This is a genomic window from Paenibacillus sp. FSL R5-0517, assembly GCF_037974355.1.
In the GTDB taxonomy this organism is placed as follows: Bacteria; Bacillota; Bacilli; order Paenibacillales; family Paenibacillaceae; genus Paenibacillus.
This window is the reverse complement of sequence record NZ_CP150235.1, coordinates 3,369,027-3,387,944: the sequence shown is the minus strand read 5'-3', so window position 1 is coordinate 3,387,944 and position 18,918 is coordinate 3,369,027. Positions and strand designations below refer to the sequence as shown.

The window sequence follows — 18,918 nt, the reverse complement described above, 5'->3', positions numbered from 1 at the left end:
GTCAGAACTTGAATATCGCCACGGTTAGCAGCATCCAAATGTCATGAGTCATGATTGTCACATAAATTCAGTTTTATCAGAGTGACTAGTCGGTGGAGTTCATCAAAACAGAAAAAAACGAAGGTCAATGCCTTCGTTTTTCTATTATGCTTATTTGGAAAGTGACTGCGAAAAAAGCCTCCAGTGATCCTACGTCCTCTTTAAAAACGGAGCCATACGCTCATCTCACCAACCTTGCGATTCCCCCACAAATAATAGGGAATGGCCTTAAAACGTACAGCCTTTCTCTGATTAATATAAGAACGGTACGGCATCCCGTCTAACCATAAAATGCTGTCATCAGGCACTAGACCATCGCCTTCTATGATGACACAACCACCTAGTAGATCTGGATCAGCATACTCCGTTAATTGTGGCTCCGCAGCCAACGCGATTGTAGTGAGCGGGGCTCCATTGTCTGCTTCTTCGATGCAATACACGAGCGGGCCGCGTTGAATGGCTACTTTGCCAGCATCTGCCCGAATGGATGGGTGTGCAGCAATTAATTTTGGCTTAACCGGAAGCAACCACTCTACTATATTTCCATCTGACCAACTTCGCTTTATTTTTGCGTACCCATTCTCAATATGAAAATCTTGCCTTTCTCCATTCACCTTCAACACGGGCTGTTCCTCCTGGAACCAATTCGGTATACGTAGCGCAAGTTCAAATTCGACAGATTCGCTATCCTTGGGAAGCTGAACCGAGAATTCAACATGACCGTTCCAAGGCAGATTAGAACGTTGATGCAATGTGATTGTACTGTCGGCAAGTTGAAAGGAAACTTTGCTTCCAATATACAGATGAGTATAGATCGATCTCTCTTCTTCTGATATATCGTATATATAATCGTCCAATGAACTTAGCAAGCGTGAGACATTTGGAGGACAGCAGGAGCAACCGAACCATTTTTGTCGGACGGGCTTGACGTGATGTTTATCCGGATTTTTCAGACTTGCTTCTGGCCATACCTCAAGTGGATTGACATAGAAGAAATGCTTCCCATCCCTAGACATGCTACCGAGAACATTGTTGTACAGCGCTCGCTCCATAACATCTGCATATTCACTCTTCGCTTCCAATTGAAGCATGCGGCGCGCCCAGAAAATCAAACCAATGGAAGCACAGGTCTCTGCGTATACGGAATCATTCGGAAGATCGTAATCAAACGTGAAAGCTTCCCCAAGATGTGTCGAACCAATGCCCCCGGTAATGTACATTTGTTTGCCTGTTGTGTTCGACCAGAGTCGTTCACAGGCCTCCTTCAGTCCGTCGTCACCTGTTAATCTCGCAAGATCAGCCATCGCTGTGTACATGTAAACTGCCCGAACAGAGTGCCCAACCGCTACTTTTTGCTCACGAACAGGAAGGTGAGATTGATACATTTCCAGATTAGGCGTTCCATGGGACCAGATGTTTGTCCGGTTACCACCTTCCCACTCCTTGATAAAATAATTAGGCTGTTTACCACGTTCATCTATGAAGAACCGACTAAGATTCAGATATCGCTCTTCACCTGTAATGGTATGAAGCTTGACCAACGCTAACTCAATTTCCTGATGCCCACAGTAAGCTCTTATCTGTCCGGGCTTGGGTCCGAACATACGATCAATCAGATCAGCGAATCGGCAAGAGATGTCCAGTAATCTACGCTTGCCTGTCGCCTGATAATACGCAACTGCGGCTTCAATTAGATGACCTGCACAATACAGCTCATGCGCTTCATAAAGATTGGTCCATTGTCTCCCAGGTTCCTGGATTGTGAAATAGGTATTCAGATAACCATTGTCATGTTGAGCTTGAGCGATCAATTCAATCGAATCATCGGCGATCTGCTCCAACCTCGGATCGGGATGGTGACGGAGCGAATAAGCAACGGCCTCCAACCATTTGTAGAGATCACTATCCTGAAATACCCAACCACCAAAATCGCCTTGCTCCAAGCCAGCAGCAATACGGAAATTTCGAATGGCATGACTAGGTTCAGCGTCCTCCACCCTGTCGTTCAGAGCTTCCCATTGATAGGGAATGACTGTTTCTCGTACAAGATCAGAATATGTATTCCAAAATTGGTCTTGAATTTCAATTTGCTTTTGTCCCATTACACACACCTCGAATTTATAAAATTTGACTCTTTACAACGTCGAGTATATGCTTTTTTCGTAAAGCGATAATAGTAATGGAATGAGCTTTTTTCTATACAAAATGACACTGAAAATGAGGTTAATTCATTGGACAAAGAATTCATTGTTGCGTTACAAACCCCACCCCTTCCATATTACTGGGAATCTGGTCGTTCAACGTTTCGTGTAGGAGACCGTCATCCGAATCGAAGAAATTTCGGCCTGTTTGATGTGCTGCTCGTGGTCAATGGAGAACTACATATCGGTGAGAACGGGACGGAATGGACACTTGCTACAGGTGATGCACTAGTATTACTGCCGGAAGGTGAGCATTACTCGTTCAGGCCCTGCGAACAGGAAGCAACGTTTTACTGGGTTCATTTTGAGCATGTGGACTGGCATCAAGGTCCCTTAATAGAAGAGTCGGAAGCAGCAATTCCGCTATCGCCATTTGATAAGCCTAAGTCCATACGAATTCCTAAGAAAACCACATTGCTAAACCCCCAGCTCGCATTTGATATGATGCACCAGCTTGTACTATTGCCCGTGGGAGAATCCTTCTGGGAGAAGCAACAGCTGCTATTCCGTTTTTTGGCTATACTCGAAAATGGCACCTCAGATATGGCCAAGACACCTGCTTCACGCCTTGCTGAGAGCGTAGCCTTATTTCTGCAACAGAACTACCAAGAGGAAATCACCAATGAAACTCTCTCGTCAGCATTGCACTTCCACCCTAGCTACATCGTTCGTTGCATGAAAATGAAGTACGGTGTGACACCTGTTCAATATTTACATCAATTCAGGATAGAGCGGGCCAAACAGCTTCTGGTTTCGACGGAATGGTCGATAGATCGTATTGCGACTGAAATAGGATTTCAATATTCTCCCTACTTTTCTACCTGTTTCAAGCGAAATGTTGGAATATCTCCCCTTCTGTTTCGCAAGAAATATCTGAACTAGTGAGACAAATTCATGAACTTATTAGGATACTGTGTGTAATTACGAACAGACCGAAAACAACCTGCACTTTTTTTCTATTTATTTTAAATAACATAAAATAACTTCATTGGGTAACACTACAAACAAATTTCCCAGTTTGGAGTGAAGCCTGTGAGGACATCCGCAACAACAATCAGTACCTCTGAAGTAATAATTGTAGTTATTAACTCCATCCTTGGTGCAGGAATACTAACGCTTCCTCGTACGATTGGCAAGGCGGTAAAAACACCAGATGTATGGATCTCCGTCATTCTGGCTGGTTTGATCGTAACGACAATCAGCCTTCTTCTTGTAACGTTATGTCGCAGATTCCCCGGTAAAACGGTGTTCGAGTTTATTCCTGAAATCACGGGAAAATGGATTTCTTATCTGTTAGGAATTCTAATTATCGTATATTTTATTGTTCTATGTTCATTCGAAGTCAGAGTCATGGCTGAAATTACAAGTATGTACATCCTTGAGCGTACCCCTAGCTGGGTCACCATTATGGTTAGTTTGTGGATTGGTATTTACATGCTAACGGGTGGTCTTATGGTCATCATTCGTGTCTTTTCAATCGTTCTGCCCGTTACGCTAGCATTGCTCGCACTGGTGTTCCTTTTGAGTACGAAAATGTTTGATATCAATAATCTCAGACCCATGCTAGGTGAGGGGATTATGCCTGTATTGAAGGGACTTAAGCCTTCTTGTCTCTCCTATTCCGGATATGAAGTTTTGCTCATCGTCACAGCTTATATGACAGACGTGAAGGCAAGTAATAAGACGGCTATTTTCAGTATACTTATATGTACAATTATATATATGGTAACAATTGTTACAGTCGTGGGGAATTTATCTCTGTCGGGTGTTGAGACACGGATGTGGCCAACGTTTGATATGGTTCGGAGTTTTGAAATTGAAGGATTTTTATTTGAGCGCTATGAATCGCTTTTCATCGTATTTTGGCTAATGCAAATTTTTGCAACCTATGCCTTCAAGCACTATTTTGCATCCATTGGTATACGAGATTTGTTTCGTCTCAAAAATATTACCGGAATACAATTTGCGATGTTACCCGTGCTCTATTTGATTGCTTATTTACCCAAAAACCTGGAGGAAACGCTAGCTTTGGGCGATTTTCTTGGTAATATGTCCATTTTTTTATTTGGTTTGTTACCACTGCTGCTGCTGATTCTTAGCTTTGTTCGTAAGAAAGGCGGGAAGCAAGCTGCTAGTGGAAACCTTAAGGTAAGTTAAATGTTGGGTTGTATAATGCATGGTGTGATTCGTACAAAAAAGAAAAAAAGCCGCTAAAATAGCGACTTTCAAGGAAAGCGTGATTATTTATTGAAAGTAACTTTCTCTGAACTGCCTTCAAAAATGATTGAAGTGTCCCTCGGTTTCGACTCCGCAATTTTACGACCGCCTCTGAAGGAATACAGTACACCGGCTTGTTTGCGAACAGCCTCATACTCGTTCTCTGCTTCAAGTACGATAAAGTTAGCGGGTTTGCCTTCTTCAATACCGTATACATCTTCAATGTGTAACGTTCTTGCGCTGTTTTTGGTAATGAGATCAAGCGAATTCACGATCTGGTCGTAACCAAGCAACTGCGACGCATGAATCCCCATGTGCAGCACTTGTAACATGTTGCCCGTACCCAGGGGATACCACGGATCGAAGATGTCATCGTGACCAAAACATACATTCAGACCTGCTTCCTGCAACTCTTTAACACGTGTCAGACCTCTTCGCTTCGGATACGTGTCGAAACGTCCCTGCAGGTGAATGTTGACTAGCGGATTGGAGACAAAGTTCAAATCAGCCATCTTAAGCAGGCGGAACAACTTGTACGTATAAGCGTCATTATACGACCCCATTGCTGTTGTGTGACTTGCCGTTGTGCGTGAACCCAATCCACGTTCGTAGGCTTCCTTGGCAACGACTTCTACGAAACGAGATTGCTCGTCATCGATCTCATCGCAATGAATATCAATGAGCCGATCGTATTTTTCAGCCAGATCAAACGCAACTTTCATGGAATCAACGCCGTATTCCCGCGTGAATTCGAAGTGTGGAATACCACCGACCACGTCAACGCCCATTTTCAGTGACTCCTCCAGCAATTCCGCACCGTTTGGATAAGAGTGAATGCCTTCCTGTGGGAAAGCAACAAGCTGAATGTCCATATATGGAGCCATTTCTTCTTTGACTTCAAGCATCGCTTTAACTGCGATCAAGCTTGGATCTGTAACGTCCACATGAGTCCGTACATGCTGGATGCCCTGTGCCAATTGCCACTTTAGCGCCGTTTTGGAACGTGTTTTGACATCCTCAAGCGTCAGGGATACCTTGCGCTCTGACCAGCGTTGGATGCCTTCGAACAGCGTTCCGCTTAGATTCCACTCCGGCTCGCCTGCTGTTAGCGTTGTATCGAGATGAATATGAGGTTCGATAAATGGTGGCAGTACAAGTGATCCGTTGACATCAAGGATCTCTTCATTGTCGGTCACTTCCAGTGATTGTGTGATTTGTTCGAACTTCCCGTCTTTCACAACAATACTCCATAATCCTTCTTTACCCCGCAATTTTGCGTTCTGTATAATCATTTATTTTCCCCATTTCTTTGGATTCTTTGGCAGGAACAATCAACATCAAGATGATATAAGCTACTGCTGTACCAAGCAGTGCATTTAATGGTGTTACACCAGGAGCCAGTTGAGCGAATGCCACGCCGATGGCCCAAGCGACGAGCGCTACCCAGTTTACATTTTTGAAAGACATATCTGCAAAAGGCTTATAGTTTCTACGTTTCACAATGAAGTAATCTGCAATAATAATAGCTCCGATGGATGGTATCGCCGCGCCAAGTACGTTCAGGAAACTGACGAAGTTGTTGTACATCCACATGGCGAATACGGTACCGACGATGCCATTAACAACGACGAAGAATTTCTTTGAAATTTTGGTGATGTTGGCAAAACCAAGACCTGAAGCGTACAGTGCATTATCGTTGGTCGTCCAGATATTCAAGCCCAGAACGATGATCGCCGGGATGATCAATCCTTGCAGGAACATGACCTCCGAGATATCAGCCAGGTTATACGCCATTGCGCCAACTGCTCCGAACAGAAACATAAGCGAGTTGCCCAGGAAAAAAGCAATAACGGTTGCGGTAACTGCCTGTTTGGATGTCCGGGAGAACCGGGCAAAATCAGGTGTCAGTGTTCCGCCACTGATGAATGATCCGATACAGATCGTTAATGCTGCCGCAGCAGTAAGTGACTGAGTCGGCGTGTAATCTAGCAACCCTTGCAGACCACCCAGCGAACCTGCACCTTCGAACATGGAATAACCACCGAGAATGGCAATCGCAGGAACTGCGATATAACCGAGAATGACGAGTGACTTCATACCGAAGATGGCCGATGCCGTCATGGCAAGTCCAAATATGATGATCAACAGATACACGTTCCAGTCCATCGCTTTCGCGACTGGAATGGCGAACATGGCTACGCCGACTCCGAACCATCCGACCTGTGTGAAGCCTAGCAGGAACGAAGGCAGATACGACCCTTTTGCACCGAATGCATACTTAGCGAGCAAATGTGTGGACAAGCCTGTTTTGGCAGCGATATGGGCCAGTGCCCCTGTATAGATACCAAGCACCAGATTGCCTGCAAGCACGATGCCAATGAACTCCATGAACGTCAAGCTGACGCCCAATGTGCCTCCTGCCAGCATGCTTGCTGAGAAAAATGTAAAACCGAGCATGACGGATAACGTCTTCCAAAAGTTGTTTCTTTGTCCTTTCGGCACCGCTTGCCATGAAAACTCTTGATCTTGTTTGCTCATCAGAATACCCCCAACATAAAGTGTATCTGATACCAAAAAAAGCAGAAAAAAGAGGCTACTTCATCAGGTTTTACACTGACAAGTAGCCTCTTTTTGTATCATAACCCGCGCGAAGACACAGAGCATCCCATGACGGGATATGCCCTGATTCTCGCGTGATTATGAAATCCGCTGCCCTTGCCAGCCTCTCTGGACTGAATTAAAGGTACCAGTATTCAATTACATTCTATTATTTTGGAAAAACCTGCGGTTGTCAATGTCATTATTATCCAACGGTTATTAATCCCTTATACAGCATGCTGTTTTTTTGTCGTAATCACCTCTCGGCATTAGCTCAGCCGAATTCGTATAACAACTGATTATTCATGTCATACCTCGGATCCATATCAATTAAGCTCCACATCAGAGTTTGGTTGGAGAATCCTGAAATTCCTACTAGATTTATTAATACAACAGCCAATACAACAAACAGGATGTCTCACAAGTCATAAATATGACGGAGGACATCCCTACTTAATGTGATTTTGTGCTAATGAACCTGTAAATAAATAAATTTTATTTATGTGTGCTTAATAATTCTTCAAAAGCTTTTATATTCGTGTCAAAATCAGGAACGGTTTGTGTTTCTTCAGCAGATTTGACCAGCTTTACAACCAAATCATTATAAGGTGTCGCAATTCCGGTGCCTTCTGCTTTGCTTGAAACTACCCCGTTAATATAATCAATTTCCGTTTTGCGGTTCTTCTCCAGATCTTGAAGCATGCTTGCTTTGAGCAGTCTGGATGGCTCCATCACGTAACGTAATGTTTTCACCCGTTCAGGGATATCATCTTCGCTGTTCAGTTCGAGTGAAGCGATGTCGAATCCATTCATTTTAACCAATGTGACTCCATTAGCACGAGCAACTTTAATCGTCTCGTCTGCAATATGAGCTGCACTCACAATGCCGGCTTCATGATCAATAATGTCCCCATATTCCCCATTCAATGCAGCTGACAACCCACTGAATGCATTGTTGATCAGCAATTTGGACCATTTGGTTCCAACCAGGTTATCGGAAATATGTGTTCCGCCCACAAGGTCCAACACCGATTTCACTTGTTGAATTCGTTCAGTGATGTCACCATTCAATTCACCAATCTGAAAAGCATACTGCTTAAATTGAGTGTACTCCGTTGTGAGACTGGATACACCTGGTTCAGTAAACGTAGCGCCAAACTCAACAGAGCCTGCGATGACGCGTTTTTCACCAACAATAGAAGCGACTTTTTCTTCCGGAATCCCGTTCTGCAACGAACACACCATGCTGTCTTCTTTCAAGAATGGAAGTAATTCCTGAAGAATGGAATCGTTATAGAGTTGTTTGGTCAAAAGTAAAACGAGGTCATATTGTCCCGATTTCTGATCAGGCGTAATGGCTTTTACTTTTGCCTGAAACTCCGTAGTACCCGTCACTTTAGCACCCGTCTGATTTAAAGCTTCAACGTGCTCCTGATATGCATCAATTAACTCAACGTCCATTCCGCCATCCGCCAGGTATGCACCTACGATGGTTCCCAATGATCCTGCTCCTACAATTGCAATTCTCATTTTATTTTTCCTCCTTATTTCTCTTCCAGGTAGTTGTATACAGGTTGTGCAGCGTTCAAGGTTAAGTTGGTAAGGATATGAGAAGCGGACACAACTTCCAACACAGGCAGATCTGCCAGAGGTGCCAATGCATGTTCGAACAGTTGCAGCCGCGCAGGTCCTGTCCAAGCCTCTTTTACTTCGATGTCCGTAATCTGAGTTCGGATCAGATCACATACTCTTAAATTCCCGGTATAGTCTGTCGCAATCTTAATCATGAAGTTAGGTCGGCATATCTCACGTTTGGCGAGTTCTTTATTCATCTCCACATGTTTATATCCCATCGTTGCCGTGGCTACACGCAGCGTTCCATAATCAAGTGTGCCGACAAGTGTATCTGAATCGGTATACAACTTCGGTGCGCCCAGCTTTTTCGGATAGGCGGTGAGTTCTCGACCACTTGCAATCGCGGGGAAATTGTCTACATACATCGAATGCACATAATCGCCCTCCTCCCCATTGAATTGCACAGGGATAACTTGTCCAGCTTCCGTGTAGGCGCCCAGTCCAGATACATCGGGCATCCACATCACTTCGAATTTAACCAAAGGTTCAGTAATTTCCAAAGGCTCGGGCACGGCTGCCCGCAACGCTTTTTCATCAGTTCGATAAATAATGTTCAAGTATTCACGATTCACGAATTTGTACGGTGGCATTGGATATGCCGGAGCCGTTAGGGGTGTATTCAGATTTTTAGTTATGTTATTCACATCGATTTTCATCAAAGACACCTGCCTCATACATTAATTAAGTTTTGTTATATAAAAATTTGAACTGTATCTCATAAAAAAATTCTACATCAATATTTAAATTTAATATAATACATAATAAGTACTATATATATTTATCAAAATAAATAAGAGGTGCAGACAAATGGAATTGCTTCAGCTCAAATACTTTCAGACCGTTGCCTATACTGAACACATCTCCAAGGCAGCTGCACAATTGAATATTGCTCAACCTTCCCTAAGCTTGACGATTAAACGACTTGAAGATGAACTCGGTACGCCTTTATTTCACAGGAGAGGACGAAACATTCAATTAAATGCCTCAGGTGCAATCTTATTGAAACACGTAAACCGAATTTTTATTGAAATTGAAAATGCAGAGATGGAGATTAAAGCGGAGGAACATCATATATCCAATACGATCAGGATCTCCATTACGAATACCCGCTTCCTCACCGGTCTCATAAGTGACTACATCAACGCTTCTCCTGATACCAAGCTCCATCAAGGCATTGGAACGCGCGCTGAGATTATTACAGGTTTGAAGAAAGGTGAGTTGAATCTGGGCATTACGGGGCATCCGATTCAGGATGAGGAAATTGAGAGTGTTGTGCTTGTCGAGGAGGATATTGTTCTGGTTGTGCCAACAAATCATGCATACGTCGGAGAGACAAGCATCTCATTGAGTGTTGTTGCAGATGAGCCCTTTATTTCGCTTGCAGATAATAAGGAATATAGCCGGTTTACAACCACCCTCTGTGAGAAAGCAGGCTTCCTTCCCAACCTTGAATTTGAGGTCGATTCTCATACCCTGCTCGAAATTATCAGACTTGATCAGGGTGTTGCATTACTTCCTATCTCCGTATGTAGAACACTCGGGTTAAGCTATGTAGAAATTGCTGATGATTCAGCGATATATCCAATTAGCCTCTCCTGGGTCAAACAAAAATGGTTATCCCCTTCTGTTGGAGAATTTCGTGATTTTATTACTTCGTACTATGAAGACCATGCTGGCTTGTTTAAAGTGCAATAGAATATCTTCCTAAATGACATATGGTAATGATAAAAAACAAAGACCACGTTAATCCTTTTGAAGGAAACGACGTGGTCTTCTATCGATATCTGTTCTAGTTGAACTGTAGTCTATCCTTGTACCAAACGTCTGGAATCATCTGACGCTCCAGTTCCAACAATTCACGGATGATCTGGTCCGCGTCATGGATGGAACTCACGAGCGGGTCAGTGAGCATCGCTCTTCGCAACTTCTCATAGCTCTGTTCTAGCACAGCTTCCACCGTAAGCTCATGCGTATCCAGTACAATTTCTTGCATCCCTCTGATCCCACGCGGCATCTCGCCTACATGGAGTGGTCTGACACCATTCATATCTACATCGCATAGTAGTTCCAGGAAGGAATCTGCATTCATATTGGTTACCGCACCTTGATTGAGTGTATTGACAAAGAACTTCTTACCCAAATTTCCCACCATATTTTCAATGATATCGGTCGCATGATCCGGGCCAAATGTGTTCATATAGTCGGCAATCGGTATAGTACCTGCAAGGAAGTCATCCACCTGCTGCCACATCTCATCATGCCGCTGATACCTGTCCTCTGTCTCCCAGATTGATAACGGTGGAATCGTGTCCGTTGTCTTGCCAAGCCCTTGCCAATATCGAACGTATTCCTTCGTATGTGCCGTGCAAGTAGGAATGATTCCGAAAATATTATACAGTTCGTAGGTAATGGCATCGTTAAAAAGAGCTTTGGCTCCCCGATCACCGCCGTTGTTCTCTTCACCTGCCATCTTGCGCATGGCTTCAGCGATCGTGGGCATCACATTGTTTCCTTCATACTCGGCTTTGAGCAGCCAAGTGAAATGATTGACTCCAGCGATCCGAAAATCGAATTTTCGGTCAATTTCTGTGGTGAACTGACTCTTCTCTTCAATGATGCCAGCTCTTACCGCGTAATAGGCTTTTTTATGCGGCATATGATGACTATCGCACAGCGCAAACGACTTAAGCTTCGGTGCATAGCGATGTAATGCGATGCCATGAACGGTTGACGGGTTAATATAGTTGATCACCCAGGCCTCTGGACACAGTTCCTCAATATCCTTGGCACATTCCATAATCACCGGCAATTCTCGCATCGCGCGAAAGATCCCACCCGGGCCGATCGTATCACCAGAACACATGCGAATCCCATATTTTAGAGAGACTTGGCAGTCGATGCCACGATATTTCACCGATTGCTCCGCAAAGCTGAGTACAACGAAGTCAGCTCCTTGAAGTACCTGTCTACGATCGACCGAGCCCTCAATCTTTAAAGATACGTTGTTCTGCCTAGCGACCATCTCCGCCAGAGTTACCATTTTCGAGAGCCGTTCCTCGTCTGTATCGACCAAAGCCAGCGTGCCCTGATTCAAATAGGGGGAGTGAACCATCTGCCAGATGGACTGACGACCAAAAAACAGGCTTCCTGCCCCAATAACGACTACTTTCGGATGCTGTGTGCTTATATCATTCATTAAGTACCCCTCCTTGTAACGATATAAGTTCATTATAGGGGAGTGGGATGGAATCGGAATGTGTGATAGTTTTCAAAAGATGTCAAATCGTACGATAGTTAACAAAGGGTAATTCCTTTGATATGATAGGGGAAAATGAAAGATGTCATAAAGTAGAGAGGATTCGGCTGAATTCGATGCAATCGGGAACTGTAAATATGAGTATAATCGACGAGCTTTCGGAGTATGTCACGCTTCGCATGAGCTCTTATCTGGAACAAACGCATGACAGTCATTGGATTGAACATAAGTCACATTCCGATTACGATCTGTGGTTCATTACATCAGGTTCTGTCAAGATTACCATCGCTGGAGTCGAGCATATGGCGGCCACGGGGGACGTCGTGTTTTTTTATCCGGATATGCCCTACACTGCTTCCACGACAGGAGAGCTTTGCCGGTTCATATACATACACTTTGATTTCAGCATCGCTGATCAAAAAAGGATTCTTGGCGAGTTCCAGCTCCCTGGCATCGTACCTGGTAACCTGATTCAGGAGGAATCAACGCTGTTCACCTCTTCCTACCGAAGGTTTAAGCAGAGTAGTGGCGCTACCGGAAGTCCACTTTACATGAAAGCCGCTCTTCTTCTCGTGATCGCCAAAATTTTCGAATTACATGGGCAAGGCTTCTATCACGGTGAATTTTTGAAAGACCGAAAACCGAGGAAAATTGAAGCGAGTCTGGAAGTTCTACAGAACGTATTCCCTTACGTGGATGCGAATCTGCATCGTGCCATTCGAGTGAATGAACTTGCTGTTATTGCTGGCGTCTCTGAGAAATATTTTATTTCTTTGTTCAAAAAAATTCTCGGTATCACACCGGGACAGTACATTAATCAAATCAAAATGAATCGGGCCAGAGATTATCTGTACGAGAAAAAATATACGATCCAGCAAATTGCCGCATTTCTGGGCTATCCCGACCCCTTTACGTTCTCCAAAGCATTCAAAAAATTCTACAATGTGCCTCCTTCCAAATTCGAGTAGCAAATGTAGACAAAAAAAGAGGCAACCTGTCAATCCGGCTGCCTCTATACCTTGGTAAATCATTAGAATCATTGGTTATTCATGGTTTAATTAGGATCTAGATCCTTCAGCGCTCCTCATATTCAAAAGGTGCTTCACTCGAATAGATATCATGGAAAAAACCCTTAAATGGTATATCCTCTTCCAGACATTTAATGAGATATAACAGAACCTCGTCATCTTCTTCTGGTTCTTCACCTTCGCGTTGCGCCACCTCAAAATGATCCAAAATATTCTCCAGAAGGCTGACTTGAATAAATAAAGGCAGCTTCTCCAGCATGACAGCAGAGATTTGGGTTTCCGATGTGTATCCAGAGAGCGCGGTTTGGAAATACTCATCCATGAACTGTTTACGTTTGTCTGCATCAGCTTCAAATTGAACCCAACCGACTCCGTTCATCCACAGACTTGCGAGGTCAAACATGTACCAGCCCAAACAGGAATTGTCGAAGTCATATACCGTGATTTGTCCCGTATCAAAATCAATCGAATAATTCCCGTCATTATAATCAAAATGGATCATGCCAAACGTCTCCTGAGTCGAACTCAATTCTTTTACCGCTTGGAGAAGTCCCACCATTTTGTTTCTGAGCAGAGAGAATGACTTAGGGACCAACCTTTCGATATGTTCCGTATTATATCTGTCCACAAAATGATGCCGACGATGAACGGGTACATAGCTTTTGGATAGCTGATGCATTTTGCCTAGGACTTTACCGCTATTATAATAGTATTCGGTAAGCGGAACCCCTTCACGATACTGATAATGGTTCTCTACCAGCAACTTCCCCTTTGCCTTATTAAACAGGCTTACAAAGAACTTATGCTCAGCATAAGTGATCTCTTCCAGCAGATGGCCATTCTTGGAATTCATTACATTCGAAACACTGGCTCCATGATCAAATAAATACCGTTCATACTCCAGTTCGGCAATGTAATCTTCACGCTTTCTGTCAGGCAAAAAAGACACACGTAGAATTAGCGATTCACATCCCTCTTGCTCACAGGTGTATACGACATTCCGTCCTCCCTCATGAGGAGGAATAAGCTGAATATTGTACCCCTCCAGATGAAACAACTCGGTTACCACCGACAGTACATGTGTATTGCTAATGTTAACAACCTCGTTAAATTTAATAATGATCTCCTCCAGTAAACATTGTTGGGACGGTTTCCCGTACTGCAATGTTCACAAAAGGAATCTCTGTAACGCAAATATCCTTTTGTGAACCTAAAGCACAATCACCTTGTTAGACATTGAATTCACTCCTTTTGTTTTAATATCGCAATTCTACATAATTATTCCTAATTTTACTAGTGCAAAATAAAGACCGCCCATGTGGGCGGCGTGTAAGAATTTTTATGATTACAGGGTTTCTCCGTTCGTTTCAATAACTTGTTTGTACCAGTAGAAGGAATCCTTGCGGGTCCTTTCCAATGAACCGTGTCCTGCATTGTCCTGATCCACGTAGATAAATCCGTAACGTTTACCCATCTCTGAGGTTGAACAGCTAATGATATCTATAGGTCCCCAGCTCGTGAATCCCATCAATTCTACACCGTCAGCGACAGCTTCTTTCATCTGCTCAATGTGGCTGCGCAAGTAATTGATGCGATAAGGGTCATGCACTGTTCCATCCTCTTTCAGTGTGTCGGTAGCACCCAGCCCGTTCTCAACGATGAAGAGTGGCATCCGGTAACGATCATACAATCGGTTCAGCGCGACGCGAAGACCAATTGGATCGATAGGCCATCCCCATTCGGTAGCTTTCAGATGAGGGTTTTTGATCTGACTTACCAGCATACCCGAGTTGCTGTTGTCATTCGGGTCATATTTTCCGATATACGTCATGTAATAACTGAAAGCAATAAAGTCCACGGTATTTTCCCGAATAATGGCATCGTCGTCAGGAGCTTTAACCAGTTCAATGCCGTTTTCCTCAAAATATCTTTGCATGTAGGATGGATATTCGCCTCTTGCCTGCACCTCTGGGTAGAACAGGTTCATCTGATCTTCCTTCATCGTCTGCAACACATCTTCCGGTTTACTAGAAGCAGCATACGTTTCCAGACGACAGATCATGCAGCCAATCTGAGCATTTGGCATCTTCTCTTTACCACTTTTGACAGCCAGTGAGCTTGCTACAAATTGATGGTGAGTTGCCTGATAGGCTACCTGCTCCGGTGTCCCCTTAATTTTATCTTCCAGAATACCGCCGCCAGTGTACAGACTTGTCAGCATCATATTCATTTCATTGAAGGTAATCCAGTATTTCACTTTATCTTTGTAACGGTCAAACAGCGTGTTGGCAAATTTCAGATACAGATCGATCATCTCACGGCTTTCCCAACCGTTGTATTTACGGGTTAATTCTACGGGCATTTCGTAGTGTGAGATCGTTACGAGCGGTTCAATCCCGTATTTCAGCAGCTCGTCCAGTACGTTGTCATAGAATGCCAGACCAGCTTCATTAGGAGCTTCCTCCTCTCCTGTCGGGAAGATGCGTGTCCACGCGATGGAAAGTCGGAATACCTTGAATCCCATCTCTGCAAACAGTGCGATGTCTTCTTGATAGCGATGATAGAAATCTACGCCATTCCGTTTGGGGAAATAGACGCCTGAGTTACCACTTAGATATTGTTCTAGCTGAACCGAATCCACGTCGAAAGTGAAATCTTTCCCGTTACGCTCTTCATGAGGGATATAAGGCGCCATATCTGAAGTAGAAAGTCCTTTGCCATCTGCGTCATAGGCCCCTTCGAGCTGATTGGCCGCGGTAGCTCCTCCCCATAAGAATCCTTTAGGAAATGAGTGTTTAATTGTTTTTGTCATGTGGTTTCTCTCCTTTTTTGGGTGAGTACAAAGTTGTTTTATATTGCTCGTAAGTCCTTTTAAAAAAAGTACGCCTTCATACAGCTGTTAGCGAACAGTGAGGAGAAGCAATTCATTCATCAGAATCACCCCCTTCACCTGAACAGGTACCACATCAAGGTAATCTGGTGTATTGGTTACGATGACCGGTGTGACCGGATTAACCCCAGCATCCCGGATGCCATCCAGGTCGAACGCCAACAGCAGATCACCCTTCTTCACTTCTTGTCCTGTAGTAACCTTCACGTCAAAAAATTTCCCTTTGAGCGACACACTGTTCAATCCAACGTGAATAAGAATTTCAATCCCGCTCGTCGACGTTAACATGATCGCATGTTTGCTTTTGGCAACCATGGTGACGATCCCGTCAAATGGGGCTGTCACGCGTCCTTCTTGCGGAAGAATGGCAATACCTTTTCCGGTCATCTCCTCAGCAAAGGTTTTGTCCGGTAGAGATGCAAGCGGCACGACTTCACCAGTGAGCGGGCTGAATACTTCGCCTTTCTTTTCCTCAATTGAATGTACGGTTACAGCTCTTGCCTCTTCATCAGTCACAACAGTGGTGGTGGCTTGATGCGGCTGGGATAGATGCTGAGATGAACCGGATACCACATTACTATGTGTGTTCGGCTCATCCCACTTGAGCAGTAAAGTCAGTATGAATGAAACGGTAAAGCTGATGCCGATACCGATCAGAGCATACCAGAAGTTAGACATGCCTCCGCCTGGGCCAATATATAACGGAAGGGCCAGCAGTCCCGGCACGGCAAAGCCAAAGCACTTCAAACCAACTGCAGTAATAAACCCGCCGCCAGCGGCCCCACCGATCAGTGAAGCATAGAATGGTTTTTTCAACTTCAGTGTTACCCCGTACAATGCTGGCTCGGTGATGCCGAGCAAGGCAGAGATGCCGCTAGATAAGGCTATGGACTTCATGGACTTGTCTTTTGTTTTGAGAAACACGGCCGCCACGGCACCCGCCTGACTCATATTGGTCACAAGGTTGATCGGCAACAAAAGCACGTCATATCCAAGTTTGCTCAAATTCTGCAACGTACCCGGGAAAAACGCATAGTGCATGCCTGTCATGACGATCAATGGCATTAATCCACCAAGAACAATTCCCGTTAACGGACCTGAATGAGCAAAAAGCCAGGAGGTACCCATTTCTAGATAGATACCGATGTAGTTCCCGAGTGGCCCAATGGCAATGAGCAGAATGGGAACCGTGATGACTAATACAATCATCGAGGTGAAGATCACCTTGACTGGGCCAGGAATGAATCGATCCACCCAGCGATGAACATAACTCAGAAGCCACACACCCAAAATGATTGGAATGACAGACTGGGTATAATTCACAATGGACACGGGCAGTGAGAGAAAACGTATCGGCTCCAGCTGATTTGCCAAATATGCATTCAGGATGGTTGGATACAATAATGTACCCGCGAGGGTCAAGGCAATATATTCATTGACTTTGAACTTTCGAGCAGACGAGACAGCAAGCAGAAAAGGTAAAAAGTAAAAGGCTGCATTCCCTATAGATGACAGAATCTGATACTCTCCACTTGTCTCCTGGATTGCTCCGAGTGTAACCAGCAAAGCCAGAATACCCTTCAGCATACCTGTACCTATGATGGCAGGAAGGATGGGAGTGAAGATACCCGAGATGGTATCCAATACAGCATTAATGCCTTTGGAACGTGGAGCACCTGCTTCGGGTTGCGGCTTGCCATCCGGTTTCAGTTGAACCTCAATCTCTTCATACACGGCCGCGACCTTATTTCCGATGACGACTTGAAACTGGTCACTCTGAAATTGGGCTCCGAGCACACCGTCCAATGCTCTGATCTTCTCAAGCTGAACCTTGTCTTCATCACGAACATTGAATCGTAGCCGTGTGATGCAATGCCAGGCTTGCGTTATGTTCCCTTGCCCTCCTGTTAAGTGAATGATTTCTTTCGACAACTCCCGATGATTCATGCTGCTTCCTCCTTTTTTGGGCGAAAAAAAACCAAATGCCAACCCGGCTCGCCGTAGATAGCGGAGTCGGAAACATTTGGTGGTGCCTGATCGAATCAGTAACACTCCATATTCATAATCATGTGGTATAGCTCCAAGCTGGTTGTATTGAGATCAACCCGTGTCGGAACGGGATGTCACTCTCTCGATGTGAATCATGAGGTATACCATCTCATCGGGAGTAATTGCGAATCCGCGCTGCTGCTCCATCTCTTCCTTTATCTTAAGTGCGCACTGGAAGCTGGATGGATATCGCTCCGACAATACGTCATACAGAAACTGCTGATCCTTGAAGGAAAGCACTTCCCTGTTCAATTGTCGAACGATGAAATATCGGAGATGGGTAACGAAACGGGAAAAATCAGTGGTTTCCTGATCCAGTGTCATTCCAAAATGATCCGTCATGATATCTAATATGTCATTAATCATCTGGGTTATCTTGATCGTTTGATTCATACTGCCGGAATCAAACTGCGAATTCACAAAATGAAGAGCGATGGAGCTTGCCTCTGTTGACGGCAAACTTACCTCAAAAGCTTCGTTAATTAGCTCGACGGCATAGGCTCCGATACGGTATTCCACAGGATACAGATGACGGATATCCCAGTGAAGCGGATTCTGCACGTCCACACCGCTCTTGAAGCGATCCAGCGCAAAGTGAATGTGATCAGCTAGGGTGAGCAGAATGGAATCATTCAACTTTTTACCGATTTGGTTCCGGCCATGCTCAATGATTTGATCGGTGACGTTAATGACTTGCAGCGGGATATCATTAAAAAATTGCTCCAATCGCTGGTATTTGTCATCTGAGCCGATTCGAAATGTTTTTTGAATCTGCTCCCGTTCAATCCATTGTCCTTTCACTTTTTTGAACCCAACTCCGGTCCCGATCACAATGACTTCGTAGCCTTCGGCATCTTCTGCCAGAGCGATGTTGTTGTTTAACGATTTTTTGAACCTCATGATGTTCTCACCCCCAATATGCAAAAAGCACCACCATGGTCCAGAGCACAAGTCAAACAAACTTGTGAAATCCAGACTGTGGTGGTGCCTGATCGAATCAGTGAC

14 protein-coding genes are annotated in these 18,918 nt (G+C 44.4%); 4 read left to right on the top strand and 10 right to left on the bottom strand.

Translation table 11 applies throughout. The annotated features are described in order from the left end of the window. Positions 1-200: 200 nt before the first annotated feature. Positions 201-2,141 (bottom strand): beta-L-arabinofuranosidase domain-containing protein, encoded by a 1,941-nt coding sequence (locus MKX40_RS15085; protein WP_339242786.1) that lies wholly within the window; start codon positions 2,139-2,141, stop codon positions 201-203. Positions 2,142-2,270: 129 nt separating this feature from the next. Between MKX40_RS15085 and MKX40_RS15080 the strand changes: the two genes are divergently transcribed. Beyond that, entirely contained in the window at positions 2,271-3,122 is an 852-nt protein-coding gene (locus MKX40_RS15080) for a helix-turn-helix domain-containing protein (protein ID WP_339242785.1), read from the top strand. Positions 3,123-3,272: 150 nt separating this feature from the next. Beyond that, positions 3,273-4,397, top strand: a complete 1,125-nt coding sequence (locus tag MKX40_RS15075) for a GerAB/ArcD/ProY family transporter (RefSeq protein WP_339242782.1) — start codon at positions 3,273-3,275, stop codon at positions 4,395-4,397. 83 nt (positions 4,398-4,480) lie between these two features. On the opposite strand, the gene MKX40_RS15070 is transcribed toward MKX40_RS15075, so the two are convergent. The 4 genes from MKX40_RS15070 to MKX40_RS15055 form a co-directional block, all read right to left on the bottom strand. Next, complete coding sequence (locus MKX40_RS15070; protein ID WP_339242781.1) at positions 4,481-5,749, bottom strand: cytosine deaminase; 1,269 nt, start codon at positions 5,747-5,749, stop codon at positions 4,481-4,483. Beyond that, the gene (gene codB / locus MKX40_RS15065) at positions 5,718-6,995 is read right to left on the bottom strand and encodes a cytosine permease (RefSeq protein ID WP_339242779.1); all 1,278 of its coding nucleotides are present in this window, start codon (positions 6,993-6,995) and stop codon (positions 5,718-5,720) included. The genes MKX40_RS15070 and codB overlap by 32 nt, the downstream gene beginning before the upstream one ends. 555 nt (positions 6,996-7,550) lie before the next feature. Then, positions 7,551-8,585, bottom strand: coding sequence for a ketopantoate reductase family protein (locus MKX40_RS15060; RefSeq protein WP_339242778.1), 1,035 nt, complete (start codon positions 8,583-8,585; stop codon positions 7,551-7,553). Between the two features lie 14 nt (positions 8,586-8,599). Further along, the gene (locus tag MKX40_RS15055; RefSeq protein ID WP_339243081.1) at positions 8,600-9,346 is read right to left on the bottom strand and encodes an acetoacetate decarboxylase; all 747 of its coding nucleotides are present in this window, start codon (positions 9,344-9,346) and stop codon (positions 8,600-8,602) included. 151 nt (positions 9,347-9,497) lie between these two features. On the opposite strand from MKX40_RS15055, the gene MKX40_RS15050 reads away from it, so the two are divergent. Then, on the top strand, positions 9,498-10,385 hold the full coding sequence (locus MKX40_RS15050) for a LysR family transcriptional regulator (protein WP_339242776.1): 888 nt from the start codon (positions 9,498-9,500) through the stop codon (positions 10,383-10,385). A 94-nt stretch (positions 10,386-10,479) separates the two neighbouring features. On the opposite strand, the gene MKX40_RS15045 is transcribed toward MKX40_RS15050, so the two are convergent. Continuing rightward, the gene (locus tag MKX40_RS15045) at positions 10,480-11,886 is read right to left on the bottom strand and encodes a glycoside hydrolase family 4 (RefSeq protein ID WP_339242775.1); all 1,407 of its coding nucleotides are present in this window, start codon (positions 11,884-11,886) and stop codon (positions 10,480-10,482) included. A 197-nt stretch (positions 11,887-12,083) separates the two neighbouring features. On the opposite strand from MKX40_RS15045, the gene MKX40_RS15040 reads away from it, so the two are divergent. Next, entirely contained in the window at positions 12,084-12,914 is an 831-nt protein-coding gene (locus tag MKX40_RS15040; RefSeq protein WP_339242773.1) for an AraC family transcriptional regulator, read from the top strand. Between the two features lie 106 nt (positions 12,915-13,020). Here the strand turns inward: MKX40_RS15040 and MKX40_RS15035 are convergent, their stop codons facing one another. The 4 genes from MKX40_RS15035 to MKX40_RS15020 all read right to left on the bottom strand — a co-directional run bounded on the left by MKX40_RS15035 (position 13,021) and on the right by MKX40_RS15020 (position 18,813). Continuing rightward, entirely contained in the window at positions 13,021-14,031 is a 1,011-nt protein-coding gene (locus MKX40_RS15035; RefSeq protein WP_339242771.1) for a phosphotransferase, read from the bottom strand. A gap of 288 nt (positions 14,032-14,319) precedes the next feature. Continuing rightward, entirely contained in the window at positions 14,320-15,786 is a 1,467-nt protein-coding gene (locus MKX40_RS15030; RefSeq protein ID WP_339242769.1) for a family 1 glycosylhydrolase, read from the bottom strand. An 87-nt stretch (positions 15,787-15,873) separates the two neighbouring features. Next, entirely contained in the window at positions 15,874-17,811 is a 1,938-nt protein-coding gene (locus MKX40_RS15025) for a beta-glucoside-specific PTS transporter subunit IIABC (RefSeq protein WP_339242768.1), read from the bottom strand. A gap of 153 nt (positions 17,812-17,964) precedes the next feature. After that, positions 17,965-18,813: a PRD domain-containing protein gene (locus MKX40_RS15020; protein WP_339242765.1), complete on the bottom strand. Its 849-nt coding sequence runs from the start codon at positions 18,811-18,813 to the stop codon at positions 17,965-17,967. Positions 18,814-18,918 lie beyond the last annotated feature (105 nt).